Origin of the sequence: Pseudoxanthomonas sp. CF385 (assembly GCF_900104255.1) — a bacterium.
Classification (GTDB): domain Bacteria; phylum Pseudomonadota; class Gammaproteobacteria; order Xanthomonadales; family Xanthomonadaceae; genus Pseudoxanthomonas_A.
Window position 1 is genome coordinate 699,498 of sequence record NZ_FNKZ01000001.1, and the last position, 14,292, is coordinate 713,789.

Below are 14,292 nucleotides of genomic sequence, written 5' to 3' on the forward strand. Positions count from 1 at the left end.
CATGAACGACACCCGCCACCCCGCCACGAACCCGCAGGCATGGCTGCCGCCCGAATCGCCCCTCGCCATGCCGGTGCAGACGCTGGCGAAAGGCGCCTCGCGCCCACGCGCGCTGCCCACGTCGCCGGGCGACATCGGCGCGCGGCGCGCGGTCGTGATCGGGGGCGCGGCGCTGCTCACGCTGCTGGCGACGTACCAGGTCTGGTGGGTGCTCCGCGCCGACGGCATCGACATGCTGGAGGGCGTGGTGCTGGTCCTGTTCGTGGCCCTGTTCGCATGGATCGCCCTGGCGTTCTCGAGCGCACTGGCCGGCTTCGTCCAGGTGGTGTCGCACCGCGCGATGCCGCTGGGCATCGATCCCGACGCGCCGCTGCCGGTGCTCGCGACGCGTACGGCGTTGCTGCTGCCCACCTATAACGAGGATCCGGACCGCCTGCTCGCGGGCCTGCAGGCGATGCATGAATCGCTCGCCGGCACCGGGCAGCTCGACCGTTTCGATTTCTTCGTGCTCAGCGACACCACCAAGCCGGACGTCGCGCAGGACGAAGTGCGTGCATTCGCGCAGCTGAAGCGCCGGCTCGGTCCGGCGGCGCGTGTCTACTATCGGCGCCGCGACAAGAACACCGAGCGCAAGGCCGGCAACATCGCCGAGTGGGTGCGCCGTTTCGGTGCGGCCTATCCGCACATGCTGATCCTCGATGCGGATAGCCTGATGACCGGCGACACGCTGGTGCGGCTCTCTTCGGCGATGGAGAAGCATCCGCAGCTGGCCCTCGTGCAGACGCTGCCGATGATCGTCAACGGCCGTACCTTCTTCGCACGGATGCAGCAGTTCGCAGGCCGGGTATATGGCCCCGTCGTCGCCCAGGGCGTGGCGTGGTGGCATGGTGCGGAGGGCAACTACTGGGGCCACAACGCCCTGATCCGCACGGCGGCCTTCGCCGCGCACGCGGGCCTGCCGCATCTCGGCGGTGGCAAGCCGTTCGCCGGCGCGGTGCTGAGCCACGACTTCGTCGAAGCCGCACTGCTGCGGCGCGGCGGCTGGGCGGTGCACATGGTGCCGGGCCTGTCGGGCAGCTACGAAGAAGGCCCGCCCTCGCTGACCGACATGCTCGTGCGCGACCGCCGCTGGTGCCAGGGCAACCTGCAGCATGGCGCGGTGCTGCCGGCACGCGGCCTGCACTGGGTGAGCCGCATGCACCTGCTCGTCGGCATCGGCAACTACTTCACCGCGCCGATGTGGGCGATGCTGATGCTGGCCGGCCTGGCGATTCCGCTGCAGCAGGCGGGCTTCTCGCTGGCGCAGCCGCATCTGGACGGATTCACGCCCGCGCTCTATTGGCGCGGCGGCGATCCGGAGCGCTTCCTGTGGGTCTTCTACTTCACGATGGCGGTGCTGCTGGCGCCCAAGGTCATGGGCTGCGTGGCCACGATGCTGCAGCCGGGATTGCGCAGGCAGTGCGGTGGCGTCGTCCGCATCATCGGCAGCGCCATGCTGGAGACCGTGCTGGCGGCGCTGATGGCGCCCGTCACCATGTACGTCCAGTCGCGCGGCGTGGCGGAAGTGCTGGCCGGACGCGATTCGGGCTGGGAAACGCAACGCCGCGACGACGGCAGCGTCCCGCTCATGAGCCTGGTGCGCCGCTATGCCGGCCTGACGCTGTTCGGCGCACTCAGCGGCGTGCTCGCCTATCTGGTATCGCCGGCACTCGCCGCATGGATGGCGCCGGTGGTACTGGGCATGGTGCTGTCGGTGCCGATCAACGTGCTCACCTCGTCGCCGGCGGTGGGCCAGTACCTGCGCGCGCGCGGGTGGCTGCGCATCCCCGAAGAGACCACGCCACCGCAGGTCCTCGCCCGCGCGCTCCAGCTGCGCGGAGCGCCCACCGCCACCGATTCGGAACAGGCCCCGTCCGGTACAATCCCGGCGCAGCGGGCCTATAGCTCAATGGTTAGAGCAGAGGACTCATAATCCGGTGTAGCCCAGTTTCCGCGGGTTACACGAAGTCTCCGGATCTTGCCGAAACCGCCTGAAATAGGCGGTTTCGCGCTTCTGGCATTGCCGCCAGTTTCCTCTGATTGGCTGCCTTTTCCGGCATCGTTACACCGGAATTACACGCGCTTTGGCGCGGGCGTATAGCACAAAAATTCGGTTGGGGGTGGGTGGGGGATGATTTAGGCGGTTTTCCGACTATTTGAATGTCAAGCCTTGCACTAGCAAAGCGAGGGGAATACGTTTTTTGTACGCCCAAATGCAAGTAACAGTTAACCCATGCGGCATGTCTTCATCGACGAGAGTTGTCAGAACGCCCACCAGTTCATGGTGCTTGGCGCGCTGATCGTGCCCGGCCAAATCGTCAAGGAGACCGAAGAGGCCTTCGAGGCTGAGCTCGTTAGGCAAGGCATGAGCGCTGAGCTCAAGTGGACGAAGGTGAGCCGAGCAAAGCTTGCCGCCTATCAGGGCAGCATCGATTTCTACTTCAACTGGCTCCATCCAAGAGGAGCTTCGTTCCAAGCTCTGATCGTCAACTGCCACGAGCTGGATCATCGAACCTTTAACCAGGGTGATCCTGATCTTGGCTTCAATAAGTTCCTCTATCAGCTGCTGTACCAAAAGGTCGGCAAGAGATTCGGTGATATGGAGCGCGTCGTTGTCGACCTTGACGCTCGGAACTCCACGAGGCATGTGACCGAACTTCAGAACGTGCTGAACACCACGATGATTCGAGACAATGGCGACCCAGGCCGTGCACCTTTTGCGAGGGTGGCACACCGGAACTCCAAATCGACTAGGCTTCTCCAACTGACCGACCTGCTCACAGGCGCAATTGCCTGGCACAAGAACAGTCACGATGCCCGGCCCGATTGCAGTGCTGCAAAGTCGGCGCTAGCAGATCACACGGCGCGGTCGGTCAACCTGAGGAGGCTGGGCAACAGCACCTCAAAATCAGAGGATCGACTGGGCGTCTGGAACTTCGCGCTACAGCGAAGAGGTAGATAGGGCGCCCGGCAGTCTAGACCCGTGGGCCGCGGCCGTTGCCGTTTCCCCTACGCTGGGCAGGGGCTTCGACTGCCGGGGGCTGCCCGAATCTTATCCCATGAGACATGAACGTCAAGGACGGCCGTCGGAGTCTGCCGACCGGCCGTCTCAGCGCTTGCGAGAGCGCCAGGCCAGCATTTGCGGCCTCACTTTCCGACGGAGAACGTCATGGCTCACTCCCCGCACGTACGGCTGATCAACCGCGCTCGGATCGCCTGGAGGATCTGCTCGCGATTGCGGTAGCTCTCCTAGCTGACGAGCGGGGCATCTCGATTGAACAGGTCCGAGAGCGCCTGTGGCGGCAGCCACCACGAGTAGACGCACCACCCGCTGGCCCCAGGCTACTTCGCATGAAGGGAGTCAAGGACAAGATTGGCTTCAGCCAGGCGATGATCTACCGCTGGATGGCTAACGGGACGTTTCCTAAGCCCCAGAAGATCGGCTTCGGCAGCGTGTGGCTGGAATCGGACATCGACGCTTGGATGCGGGCACGCTTCTCCGACGGCAGGGGGCTCCCGTGACTGACGCCGAGAAAATCTACCTGACCCCCGACGTCGCCACGCTCGTGGCCATGGCGCGCGAGGGCGAATGGCTCAACGCCGACGCCTGCGCCTTCCTGCTGAGCATGCTGACGCCGAAGGGGAAGATCAACCGCCGGGGCTTCCAGGAGCGCGTGGCGGTGCGCACGAGCTTTCCGAAGCCGCTGCACCTTGGCGGCGAGAAGAAGTGGAAGCGCTCTGAGGTCATGACCTGAGCCGAAGACGAGCGTCGAATCGCCTGTCGCCGTTAACTCGCTCCCGTTATCGACGGGAATACTAACCGCCGGCATTCAGGCGACGGGCCGCGCTGTACACCTGGGGCGAAAAGACGCGTTGCCATGTGCCGTCAGCGCTGGCTGCATGGTCGCAAACTCCGTAGGAGGAGCAAGCAGCCATGCTTTGCAGCTGCCCCGCATCGCAACCACCGTATCGGTCACACATCCGCATGCGCGTCGCCAAGAGCTGTGCTTCGGCTAGATCCTGATGGCTCAATGACCACCCCGATGTCCTGGCAATTCCTGCAAGCGCAGGCGAGACGAATCCTAGCTGGTGCAAAGCCTCTGCGGCCACCAGTGCCTCGAAGCCAGAACTGGGGTCGGTCGCTATGGATTCCAACACACCCAGAACTTCGTTCCTCTCCTGAGGCGACTTGGCTTCTGTGGCTAGGTCGAATGCTTCAGACGCCAAGCCGTAGCTCGTGACGTATGGATCGTCAGCGGGGAGGCTAAGCAGTCTTGCACGCTCATCTTCAGGTCTGCCGTTGTAGCCGGCACAGAAGGGAGTCTGCAGCGCCGCCAGCGCTTTTGCGGAAGCGTTAGTCCGCTGCCGCTCAGGAGAAGGGACGTTCGTACACAACTCTGCCAGCTGACCGCGGACATATGCTTCCTCGCCGGGTCCTTCGTATTTTCTGGCTCCTCCGACCGCTATTTCATTCGCAGTTGCTGCAGAGAGTGGCGCCATCAAAGGCCTGTCTGTCTTCACTCGAAAAGTGCCGCCGGGTAGTCGAGTTCCCCGCTGCTCAGTAGCGCGCTCATCCTTCCGCACGCCTGACCCTGAATCCCCTGCGATATCGGCTGTTGCGAAAGTACGGCTACTCCAAGGATTGAAGTGCCATCCCAGTGCTGCCACTAGAAGTACCACAACAGTGGCAACCAGAGTCTTTGTCTTCATGGGTCTCCGACGCAGCCCCCTCTGCGGAGGGGGCTGCAAGCTCCAATTACTGATAACAGCCGCTGGCCTGAACCATCCCGCTGACAGTACTCAAGCCGCCGGTATGGTAGAAATCCGCTTTGAAGCCGTCAGAGAAGGTAACAACTACTTTGACAGTCGGCTTCAGATACATGTTCTTGACCAAAATGCGTCCAGCCACGACCTGTCGCTGAACGGCTTCGGTGTTCTTGCATGCCAGATCTGGTGTCCGTACCTGGTGCTTGACCATGTTGACCTCGGCTCGGTAGTCGCCTCCGGGTATCGAAACCCAAACACCTTCACTGTCGAACCATCCACCTCCCCCACCGCCACCGCCGCTGTAGGGATCACCGTAGTTGCCACCCCCACTGCCGTTGTCAAAGCAGGTGACGCCATCGGGTTCGTACTGACTGTCAGTCAACTGACCGTTCGTGTAGTAGTCATACCAAGCATAGTTCTGCGTGCAAGTCTGGCCGCCGATATCAATCATCTGAGCGGAAGACGTTTGAGGCGTAAGAGCCGCAGCCAGAATGATTGTCGCCACTAAGCCCTGGGCTACCAAAGTTCCAAATTTCATCGACATCTCCATATGTTCAGTACATAAAATCAAGCAACGCCACCGCGTCCATCCTGTAAAGGATGCGCTCGGACGAGCTTCACGTTCATCCATGCGAGTGGCGCCCCAAGATTCCCCGAAGCCAGACGTATTGCACGCTGGCTATGCGCTCTATATCGCAAATCTAGAGTACATGCATTTATCCGGCCCGAAATTTTATTGCGCGATCATCAACATCATGCCGAAGCACATCGACGCGTGGCTGACGCCGGAGAGGCGCTCTGTCGAAGAGATTCAGGCGATCCTGGATGATCCGCCCCAGGCCTACTACGAGCATCAAGTGGCGAAGGCAGCTTGATTGGACTGAACCTGTTTGAGACCGCTGCGCATTCTCGCTAGCGCCTATTCTTCAGAGCCCTCTTCTTCATATCCTCTGCCTTTCGTCCGCCGGGATCGGCGTATTCAAGCGCGCCTTTGTAAGAAGGTCTAACTGATCCAGACCTGTCCAACTGCTGCTTGCAGTGGTCGAAAGCATCGAAATGAACCTTCTTGCCGAAGGAAAGCTCCACATGAATGTATGGCTCATTCCCCTTGGCTTGATGAGAAGCCAGATCAATCTCATCGCCAAGGAACTTCATCTTTACCAAGTAAACGAACGACAACTTCTCTAGAAGCTGGCTGTCGTCGGCTTCAACATCGAAAATGATGGAGTTGCCATTTTGCTTATAGTCCAAAGCAGCTTCCTCCTGTGAAGGGATAGTTGGTTGAGACGCTTAGCCAGCCTTCTCCTGCTCCACCGAATCCTCATACGCGTCGTCAACGCTCCACATTCGGTGGAACTCTGCCCTGGCGCGCGCAGATAGAATCATCGACTTCGCCTCCAGATCATGCTGGTCACACTTGGCGGTTGTAAGGGTGAGGCATTGCGAGAAGTCGTCCACCGCTATCTCCAGCGGGGAATTCTCAACCAACGACGAGCCCCCGGCCCGCAATTGGTGGAATCGAACAACGGAGCGGCGCTGCTCTTCAGCGGACTCAGGGAAGGCGATCTTTGAGGTCGTCTCGACAACTTCCAGGTGGTACTTCGTAGCGAGTTCCACCAGTGGCTGTCTGGTGCGCAAGTTGTACTCCGCCATGAAGTTCTTGTAGGCGACGATCCCCGCGATCAGCGATCCCACCATGGCTACGACTTTAAGAACGATCTCGGCGAGACGGTGCTGCGCTTCGGTCATCGTCAAATCCTCCCCAGGACTGCCTCAACGCTAACGCTATTCCTTCAGGGAGTACATGGCGGGCGGACAGTACATCCATTTACTTGCTGGGCCGACGGACGGCTGTCCGCAAGGTTGCGGACTGAGCGTTCGCCGCGTTAACAGCCAAGGAGAATGCTATGAAGAGTAGGACCCTGGGGGTGGCTTTCATTGTCGTAATCACGTTGGCCACGTGTGGCTGCAACTCGACCAAGAACTACAAGACACTGACACTCGCAGAAGCGATCTGTGAGGTGCAGGACGCAATCGTGGCTACAAGGCGAGAGCCTGGATCTGCCCAGGCTGGGCTACTGCCAGCAGAGGTTACCGTCACTTTGCAGCTGGCAGCCAAGGAAACTAGTTCGAGCTCTGTAGGGGTCGTAATTCCGAACGGCGTGACGACTTGGACCCTAGGATCAAGCAGAGCGAGCGAAGGCAGTCAAGCCAACACTATGGCAATCAAGTTCATTCCCGCTGCACTGGCCCCAACTACGACCGCTCTAGGCGAAGCCATCGCGCGCCAGAAGTTCCCCCCGGAGGCGGTGATGGGGCCCGGATCAGGATTGAACACGCACTCGCATGACCAAACCAGGGAGCTCCTTCAGGGCTTCCAGACGGATGGTGCCAAGAAGGAGACTGTGGCTCAAAGCACGAAGGCGGTCTCATGTAAGCGATTCGCCGAGCCAGATTCCGACAGTAAGAAGAACTGACGCCGAGCATCGCAGGTGCGGCCTGGGGCGTCTGGTGCGCTGGATGGATGAATACGGAGGGAGGAGAAGTATGAGAGTCGCGACTACGCTGCTGGCCGGCCCGATCCTCCTAAGGGCATGCGGACCCACCCACCCGGGAACGGCGATGCAGCCTCGCAGCCTCAGCCTGCGGAAGACACTACGGTTCCTACCGAGATGACGCTCATCGACGCGTCGGAGGTCAGGAACGCCGCGACGGATCAAGTCCAAGTCGTTATCGGCGCATTCGAAACGATGCGGCCGGGGAGCGGCGGCCATTCGTAGACTTGACGCACCACTCCGGTTCAATCCAGACGACCCCGGAGCCGTAAAGCGGATTGAAAGCCTAAAGGAGGCGTGCCGCGGAAATGTCGCGAAGTGCTAAGTCAAATAAACCGGCCCCACCGAGCCTCGCTACTCTAAGCTGGCCTCACAGCACCTTCGTCCCGCACGATGATCTCGGCACGTGAGCTGTGCGGCCAGCTATCGGTCACCGATGGAGATCTGTTGTTGCTCCCTTGCCGGACTCGATGCCGTGACCATCAAGGTGGTGGGTGGCTGGAAGACTCGCGCGGTAGCCGAGCGCTATAATCATGCGGCTTCGATGTGGGACGCGATGGACACGCTGCAGACCCGGCTCTCGGGACGCACAGGTACAAAGTTGCACGGGCCCACTCGCTGATCCGCCTGAAAGCCTTGACGGGCCTATAGCTCAATGGTTAGAGCAGAGGACTCATAATCCTTTGGTTCCAGGTTCGAGTCCTGGTGGGCCCACCAAATCGACACCCGCCCATGGCCGTGGATGTTGCACCTTCTCATGGGCGTCATTCTCTTTGTGACCTTTGTGTTTGAGGTCAGCTGATGGCGGAACATCACCGCCGGCGGCTCTGCTCCAGTGGCAACGCGGTCACGAGGCCATCCAGGCACGCGATGGCATGCGCGCCGGTGCCGGGCAGGGCGTTGGCGCCGCCGGTGAACAGCGAGAAGGCGGGCAGGATGGTCATGTGGGGCCACAGGAGGAACGCGGGCCAGCGCCCCGGCAATCCGGGGTAGCGCACGCGGGGATGGACATGGCCGGCGATCACGTGCGCCGCCGTCTCCCGGGGCATGTGCCGGAATTCGAAGGGCCCGTGCGATTCGCCTTCCGGGTGAAGCGCGACCTCCCAGGCTTCCGCGTTGCGCGCCAGACGCCGGTCGTGATTGCCGGCCACGATCGAGATGGCCAGGGTGGCGTGTTTCGCGCGCCATGCATGCCAATCTTCCCGCCACGCGCCTTCGCTCGCGCCATGGAGGAAATCGCCGAGCACATGCAGGGCGACCGCACCAGTCTGCTCCACAAGCAGGTGCAGTCGTTGCAGGTCTTCGCGTGTCCCGCCGCGTGGCACGGCGATGCCGCCGCGGCGTAGTGCTTCGCCCTTGCCCAGATGCAGGTCCGCGATGAGCAGCCATCGCCGCGCCGGCCAGAACAAGGCGCGCTCGGCCAACAACTGCACGGGCTGACCGGCCCGCTCGACCGTCAGGCTAGCGCCCATGCCGCCGCTCCAACTGCTCGGCCGCGCGCCGTACCCGCGCCTGCCAGTCCTCGGTGCTCAGCTGCGCCCGCATGCCATCGGCCCAGAGCGGGAAGGCGAGGGGTGTCAGGCTCTCGGGCCGTTCCAGGGCGATGGCGCGCCCACTCAAGCGGACCAGCAGCGTCTCCATCGCCGCGATCTGGAGGTCCTCCTCGAGGGCTTCACGACGCGCCAGCGCCAGCAGCAGGTGGCCCGGATCGTGTTGGGACAATACGTCGAACAGCAACCCACTCGACGCCTGCAGCTGTCTCAGACTGCGCGGAGTGCGGCCCGGCAGGGACGGTGGCAGCAGGCCCGCCACGCGCGCGATGCTCCGGAACTGTCGGCGCGCCAGTTCGGCCAGGTTGGCGCCATGCGCCAGATCGTCGACCAGCCGCTCGGACGTCAGCAGGCTGCGCAGCAGGTCGACATCCAGCGCAAGCGGCAGCTGCGGCGACAGCATGAAGCCTAGGTCGTTGGCCGACAGCGAAAAGGTGTTGGGCTGGCGCCGCCCCAACCGCCACGCGAGCAGCGCGGCAAGCCCTTCATGCGCGCGGCGTCCGGCGAACGGGAATACGAACAGATGCTGGCCGTCGCGCCGGCGCACCAGCTCCACGAGCAGCACGTCCGGTGGCGGCACCTGGCTGAGGCGCGCCTGCACCGAGAGCAGCGGGCGCAGCGCACGCATCTCCGGTGAAGTCCGGTCTCCGGACAGGGTCGCCTGCACCTGCGCGGCGAGACGCGAGGACAGGGGCAAGCGCCCTCCCATCCAGCGCGGCACGACCCCTTCACCGTGCTTCACCAGACGCACGTAGGCCGTCATGTCCTGCAGCTTGACCAGTTCCAGCAGACGCCCCGCGAAGCGGAAGCGATCGCCCGGCCGCAGCCGGCTGAGGAAGGCCTCTTCCACCGCTCCCAGGTTTCCGCCCCGCAGGAACCGGACCGCGACGCTGCCGTCGCTGGCGATGGTGCCGATGGAAAGGCGATGACGCAGGGCCACGACGCGATCGTGCACCCTGTGCACGTCATCCGGGTCGCGCACGACGCGGCGATACTCGGGATAGTGTTCCAGCGCATCGCCACCGCGGACGACGAAGTCCAGCACTCGTCGCCAGGTCGCCGCATCGAGCGCCGCGAAGGCGTCCGTGGTGCGTACTTCGGCGAAGAGATCCTCCGCGTGGAAGCCGCCACCCAGTGCCACGGTGACGCAGTGCTGGGCCAGTACGTCCAACGGCAATCGTGGCGGCCGCCGCGTCTCGACGACGCCTTCGGCGATCGCCGTGCGGGTCGCCGCATATTCGGCCAGTTCCAGCGCGTGCGTCGGCACGCAGAGCACGTGGCCGGTCTCGCCCGGGCGATGGCGGGCGCGGCCTGCGCGCTGCAGGAGTCGGGCGACGCCCTTGGGGCTGCCGATCTGGATCACCTGGTCGACCGAGGGGAAGTCCACGCCCAGATCCAGGCTGGAGGTGGCCACCACGCAACGCAGCGTGGCGTCGCGCAAACCCGCTTCTGCTTCCTTCCGAACCCCGGGATCGAGCGAGCCGTGATGCAATGCCAGCGTGCCCGCGTCCTCCGGCCATACCGACGCCAACGCCTGGTGCCAGAGTTCGGCCTGGGCGCGCGTGTTGGTGAACAGCAGGCTGGTGCGCACGGCGAACACGCGCTCGAGGACGCGCGCGAGCTGGCTCAAGCCGAGATGGCCGCTCCAGGGAAAGCGCGCCGGATCGTCGGGCAGGAGGGTTTCGAGCGTCATCGGCCTCGGCCGCGCGGCCGCCAGGACACGCGGTGGCGCGCCGGGCGGCAACAGGGCCCGGCACGCCTCGTCGAGATTCCCGAGCGTCGCCGACAGACCCCAGGTGCGCAGCTGCGGCGACCATCGACGAAGCCGGGCCAACGCCAGCTGCGTCTGCACGCCACGCTTGCTGTCCATCAGCTCATGCCACTCGTCGACCACCACGCAGCGCAGGTCCGCGAACATCGCGGACGTATCGGGGTAACTGAGCAGCAGCGAAAGGGACTCGGGCGTCGTCACCAGCACGTCCAGCTTGCCGCCCCGGGCCAGTCGCTTGTCGCGCGCGCTCGCATCCCCCGTGCGCTGCGCCACCTGCCACGGCAACCCCACGGCCTGGGAAGCTTCGGCCAATGCACGGGTGGTATCGGCAGCAAGGGCGCGCAGGGGCGTGATCCAAAGGACGCGCAGCGGGCGCGCGGTGCGCGTGCGGCGGCCCGCCGTCGAAGCAGGCGTCGTGGTTTCTGCCAACGCCTCGATCAACGGTCCGCCGAAGGCCGCGAGCGTCTTGCCACTGCCCGTAGGCGTATGGATCAGTCCCGACTCGCCCGCCAGATAGTGGCGCCAGGCCTGGCGCTGGAAAGGGAGCGGCTTCCATCCGCGGGCGAGGAACCACTGTTCCAGGCGCTGGCGGGGGGTCATCGGGCGAGCGCCTTCAGAACCTCCAGCCGATCGGCCTCGGCGGCGGGCTTGTCGTGACGCCAGCGCAGGATGCGCGGAAAGCGGACCGCGACGCCCGATTTGTGCCGCCCGCTGATGTTGACGCCTTCGAAGCCCAGTTCGAACACCTGCTCCGGGTCCACCGAACGCACCGGCCCGAAGCGCTCGCGCGTATGCGCGCGGATCCATCGGTCGAGTGCGGCGATCTCGCCATCGTCCAGGCCGGAGTAGGCCTTGGCGACCGGTACCAGCTCGCCGGCGTCATTCCACACCCCGAACGTGTAGTCGGTGTACAGCGTGCTGCGACGACCATGGCCCGCCTGCGCGTACAGCAACACCGCATCGAGGGTCAGCGGATCGATCTTCCATTTCCACCAGTCGCCGCGCCGGCGCCCGCTGCGGTAAGGCGAACTCCGGCGTTTCACCATCAGCCCTTCGACGCCCCGCGCGCGCGATGTCGCACGCAATGCGGCCGCGTCGTCCCACGTCGCCACGTCGGCCTCCACCGACAGCACGAGCCGCGGATCGCCGGTTGCCTCCAGCAGGTCGCGCAGGCGCTGCCGGCGCGACGCCAGCGGTGATTCGCGCAGGTCTTCGCCCGCCAGCTCCAGCAGGTCGTAAGCGAGTACGCGCGCGGGGGCGGACGCCAGATGCTTGCTGGCCGGGCGCTTGCGCTGGATGCGGGTCTGCAGCGCGGAGAACGGCAGGGGTGCGTCGCCCTCGTCCCACGCCAGCAGCTCGCCATCGATGACCGCATCCAGCGGCAGGTGGGCGGCGGCGGCTTCGATCTCGGGAAAGCGGCCATCCAGCCGCTCCTCGCCGCGCGACCACAGGGCGACCTCGCCGCGACGGCGGATGATCTGCAGGCGGATGCCGTCCCACTTCCATTCCAGCAGCCATTCGTCGACCTCGCCGAGTTGCTCGGGCGAGCCGTCGAGCGGTGACGCGAGAAAGAAGGGATAGGGCTGCTCGCGGTCGCTGTCGAGTGCCTCGGTGGACAGCAGCGCGGTCAGGAAATCCGGCGTCGGCGGCCAATCGCCCAGCATGCGCTGCGCGAGGGTGGCGATCGGCACCTCCGACACATCGGCGAGGGCCTGCTGGACCAGGCGCAGCGACACGCCGACACGGAGCGCGCCCGTCAGCAGTTTGTTGAAGACCAGGCGCTCGCCATCCGGCAGGCGCATCCAGCTGTCGATCACCGTGCGGCGCCGCGTTTCCGCATCCGCGCCGGCGACCGGCAGCAGGCGCTGCTCGATCCATGCATGCAGCGGTACGTCGGCTTCGGGCGAGTCGGTGGAGGGAAGCAGCAGCGCCAGCGTTTCCGCCAGATCGCCGACATGCGAGTAGCTGTCGTCCACCAGCCATGCCGGCAGTCCGGCCACGTCGCCTCCCCACGCGCGGAGTTCGCCGCTGCCGGCGATCCGTCGCAGTTTGTTGCCTGCCAGCAGCCACAGGCCCCACGCCGCATCCGCGCGCGGGACGGTCCGCACGTAGTCGGCGATCGCCGCGCGCTTGTCGAGCGTGCCGGTGCTGTGCTCAAGCGCCTGGTACAGCGCGGCGAAGGCCCTCATTCCTCGGCCCCGAAATCGGTGGCGAACGCCTGCGCGTCCCGGCCCTGCTCGCGGAGGAAGCGGATCAACGCATCGGTGCTCCCATGCGTGGCGATGATGCGCCGTGCGCCGGTCTGCTCGATGGTGGACAGCAATGCCGGCCAATCGGCGTGGTCGGACACGACGAAGCCGCGATCGTAGTTGCGGCGGCGCCGGTTGCCGCGCAGGCGCATCCAGCCGGACGCGAAGCCGTGTTCGGCATCGCGGAAGCGCCGGACCCAGGGTGAACCGGCGGCGGAGGGCGGTGCCATCACCAGGCGGCCTGCATGATCCTTGCCTTGCGGCTGCTCGCCGGCGGGCTCCGTCGCGATCATGGCGATGCCGGCGTCGCGATAGACGCGGGCACCGGCATCGATCGCGCCATGGAGCAGTACGGGCGGCTCGTCGAAGCCCGCGAGCTCGGCGAGCAGGCGCTGTGCCTTTCCCAACGCGTAGACATACAGCACGGCGGCGCGGCCGCGCGCGGCGCAGGTGCGCCGCCAGGCCACGATGCGCGCCACTTCATCCGTGGTGTGCGGCCAACGGTAGACAGGCAGGGCGAAGGTCGCTTCGGTGATGAAGACATCACAGGGCACCACTTCGAACGGCGCGCAGGTCGGGTCCGGCTGTCGCTTGTAGTCGCCGGACGCCACCCAGACCTCGCCGTCGACCTCGACGCGCACCTGCGCCGATCCGAGCACATGCCCGGCCGGATGCAGCGAAACGCGTGCATCGCCCAGGCGGAAGCCCGCGCCGTAGTCATGGGCATGCAGCGTCTGCTCGCCCAATCGCCAGCGGAGGATGGGCAGGCTCTCGGTGGCCGCATGGTATGCCCCCATGCCGATGCGCGCGTGGTCCCCGTGGCCGTGCGTGATCACCGCCGTTTCGACCGGCTGCCAGGGATCGATGTAGAAGCGGCCCGCCGGACAGTACATGCCCTCCGGACGGAGCACGATGCGTTCACGAGAACTCGGAGCCATGGTGCGAGCCTGCGCAACACAGCCTTCAGGACGGGTGAAACCGCGGCATGCGCGTGAAGAAGACAGGTGTCCGTGCGATCACGCCGCGTCCACGCTGAGACAGCTAGGCACGTCGCCATCCGTGACGGCTGAGGTGTCGCGCATCTCCGATGAATGCGATCACGCCAACGAGACGCGATGCAATGTTCCGCTATGCGATGGGGTCACGCGCTCTGTGCCGAGTGCCCAGACTCGCCACTGCCACACGGACGGCGCCGAGGATGTCTCTTCTGCACCCGCTTCCGGTCGTTCGCAGCGCACGCGCGATATCGCCGCGTCCCGATGCTCGAGGATGCCGGTGAGCCGCTCCGATCGCTCGATATCACTGTGCAACCGACGGATGGTTAGCGAGGCTAAGCGAGCGGTCTCGCGTACGTCGCGTGC

12 protein-coding genes and 1 tRNA gene are annotated in these 14,292 nt (G+C 64.8%); 6 read left to right on the top strand and 7 right to left on the bottom strand.

Features of this window, described 5'->3' with window-relative positions:
- Position 1 precedes the first annotated feature (1 nt).
- The 4 genes from mdoH (at position 2) to BLT45_RS03085 (ending at position 3,794) form a co-directional block, all read left to right on the top strand.
- The gene (mdoH, locus tag BLT45_RS03070; RefSeq protein ID WP_093295007.1) at positions 2-1,972 is read left to right on the top strand and encodes a glucans biosynthesis glucosyltransferase MdoH; all 1,971 of its coding nucleotides are present in this window, start codon (positions 2-4) and stop codon (positions 1,970-1,972) included.
- Positions 1,973-2,272: 300 nt separating this feature from the next.
- Positions 2,273-3,001 carry a DUF3800 domain-containing protein gene (locus BLT45_RS03075; protein WP_093295010.1) on the top strand — a complete coding sequence of 243 codons (729 nt, stop codon included), beginning with the start codon at positions 2,273-2,275 and terminating at the stop codon, positions 2,999-3,001.
- 389 nt (positions 3,002-3,390) lie between these two features.
- On the top strand, positions 3,391-3,561 hold the full coding sequence (locus tag BLT45_RS03080) for a helix-turn-helix transcriptional regulator (protein WP_093295013.1): 171 nt from the start codon (positions 3,391-3,393) through the stop codon (positions 3,559-3,561).
- Positions 3,558-3,794 (top strand): hypothetical protein, encoded by a 237-nt coding sequence (locus BLT45_RS03085; protein WP_093295016.1) that lies wholly within the window; start codon positions 3,558-3,560, stop codon positions 3,792-3,794. Before BLT45_RS03080 ends, BLT45_RS03085 begins: the two co-directional genes overlap by 4 nt.
- 1,001 nt (positions 3,795-4,795) lie before the next feature.
- On the opposite strand, the gene BLT45_RS03090 is transcribed toward BLT45_RS03085, so the two are convergent.
- A complete protein-coding gene (locus BLT45_RS03090; RefSeq protein ID WP_139187902.1) occupies positions 4,796-5,437 on the bottom strand; it encodes a hypothetical protein in 642 nt (213 codons plus the stop codon).
- On the opposite strand from BLT45_RS03090, the gene BLT45_RS03095 reads away from it, so the two are divergent.
- Complete coding sequence (locus BLT45_RS03095; protein WP_139187904.1) at positions 5,436-5,681, top strand: SOS response-associated peptidase; 246 nt, start codon at positions 5,436-5,438, stop codon at positions 5,679-5,681. The genes BLT45_RS03090 and BLT45_RS03095 overlap by 2 nt on opposite strands.
- Positions 5,682-5,718: 37 nt before the next feature.
- On the opposite strand, the gene BLT45_RS03100 is transcribed toward BLT45_RS03095, so the two are convergent.
- Positions 5,719-6,057: a hypothetical protein gene (locus BLT45_RS03100; protein WP_093295025.1), complete on the bottom strand. Its 339-nt coding sequence runs from the start codon at positions 6,055-6,057 to the stop codon at positions 5,719-5,721.
- Positions 6,058-6,096: 39 nt separating this feature from the next.
- A complete protein-coding gene (locus BLT45_RS03105) occupies positions 6,097-6,555 on the bottom strand; it encodes a hypothetical protein (RefSeq protein WP_093295028.1) in 459 nt (152 codons plus the stop codon).
- 1,447 nt (positions 6,556-8,002) lie between these two features.
- On the opposite strand from BLT45_RS03105, the gene BLT45_RS03115 reads away from it, so the two are divergent.
- Positions 8,003-8,078, top strand: a tRNA-Ile gene (locus BLT45_RS03115).
- Positions 8,079-8,173: 95 nt separating this feature from the next.
- Here BLT45_RS03115 and pdeM read toward each other — a convergent pair.
- The 4 genes from pdeM to BLT45_RS03135 are packed head-to-tail and all read right to left on the bottom strand — an operon-like array spanning position 8,174 to position 13,869.
- Entirely contained in the window at positions 8,174-8,833 is a 660-nt protein-coding gene (pdeM, locus tag BLT45_RS03120) for a ligase-associated DNA damage response endonuclease PdeM (RefSeq protein WP_093295034.1), read from the bottom strand.
- On the bottom strand, positions 8,823-11,282 hold the full coding sequence (locus BLT45_RS03125; protein WP_093295037.1) for a ligase-associated DNA damage response DEXH box helicase: 2,460 nt from the start codon (positions 11,280-11,282) through the stop codon (positions 8,823-8,825). Before BLT45_RS03125 ends, pdeM begins: the two co-directional genes overlap by 11 nt.
- Positions 11,279-12,871, bottom strand: coding sequence for an ATP-dependent DNA ligase (locus tag BLT45_RS03130; protein ID WP_093295040.1), 1,593 nt, complete (start codon positions 12,869-12,871; stop codon positions 11,279-11,281). The genes BLT45_RS03125 and BLT45_RS03130 overlap by 4 nt, the downstream gene beginning before the upstream one ends.
- Positions 12,868-13,869 (bottom strand): ligase-associated DNA damage response exonuclease, encoded by a 1,002-nt coding sequence (locus tag BLT45_RS03135; RefSeq protein WP_093295043.1) that lies wholly within the window; start codon positions 13,867-13,869, stop codon positions 12,868-12,870. The genes BLT45_RS03130 and BLT45_RS03135 overlap by 4 nt, the downstream gene beginning before the upstream one ends.
- Between the last annotated feature and the right edge of the window lie 423 nt (positions 13,870-14,292).

Bases quoted from the DNA above. Each gene is read 5' to 3' on its own strand.
- BLT45_RS03130 (WP_093295040.1), bottom strand. From the start codon at position 12,871: ATGAGGGCCTTCGCCGCGCTGTACCAGGCGCTTGAGCACAGCACCGGC.
- mdoH (WP_093295007.1), top strand. From the start codon at position 2: ATGAACGACACCCGCCACCCCGCCACGAACCCGCAGGCATGGCTGCCG.
- BLT45_RS03080 (WP_093295013.1), top strand. From the start codon at position 3,391: ATGAAGGGAGTCAAGGACAAGATTGGCTTCAGCCAGGCGATGATCTAC.
- BLT45_RS03125 (WP_093295037.1), bottom strand. From the start codon at position 11,282: ATGACCCCCCGCCAGCGCCTGGAACAGTGGTTCCTCGCCCGCGGATGG.
- BLT45_RS03095 (WP_139187904.1), top strand. From the start codon at position 5,436: ATGCGAGTGGCGCCCCAAGATTCCCCGAAGCCAGACGTATTGCACGCT.
- BLT45_RS03090 (WP_139187902.1), bottom strand. From the start codon at position 5,437: ATGGATGAACGTGAAGCTCGTCCGAGCGCATCCTTTACAGGATGGACG.
- pdeM (WP_093295034.1), bottom strand. From the start codon at position 8,833: ATGGGCGCTAGCCTGACGGTCGAGCGGGCCGGTCAGCCCGTGCAGTTG.
- BLT45_RS03105 (WP_093295028.1), bottom strand. From the start codon at position 6,555: ATGACCGAAGCGCAGCACCGTCTCGCCGAGATCGTTCTTAAAGTCGTA.
- BLT45_RS03075 (WP_093295010.1), top strand. From the start codon at position 2,273: ATGCGGCATGTCTTCATCGACGAGAGTTGTCAGAACGCCCACCAGTTC.
- BLT45_RS03135 (WP_093295043.1), bottom strand. From the start codon at position 13,869: ATGGCTCCGAGTTCTCGTGAACGCATCGTGCTCCGTCCGGAGGGCATG.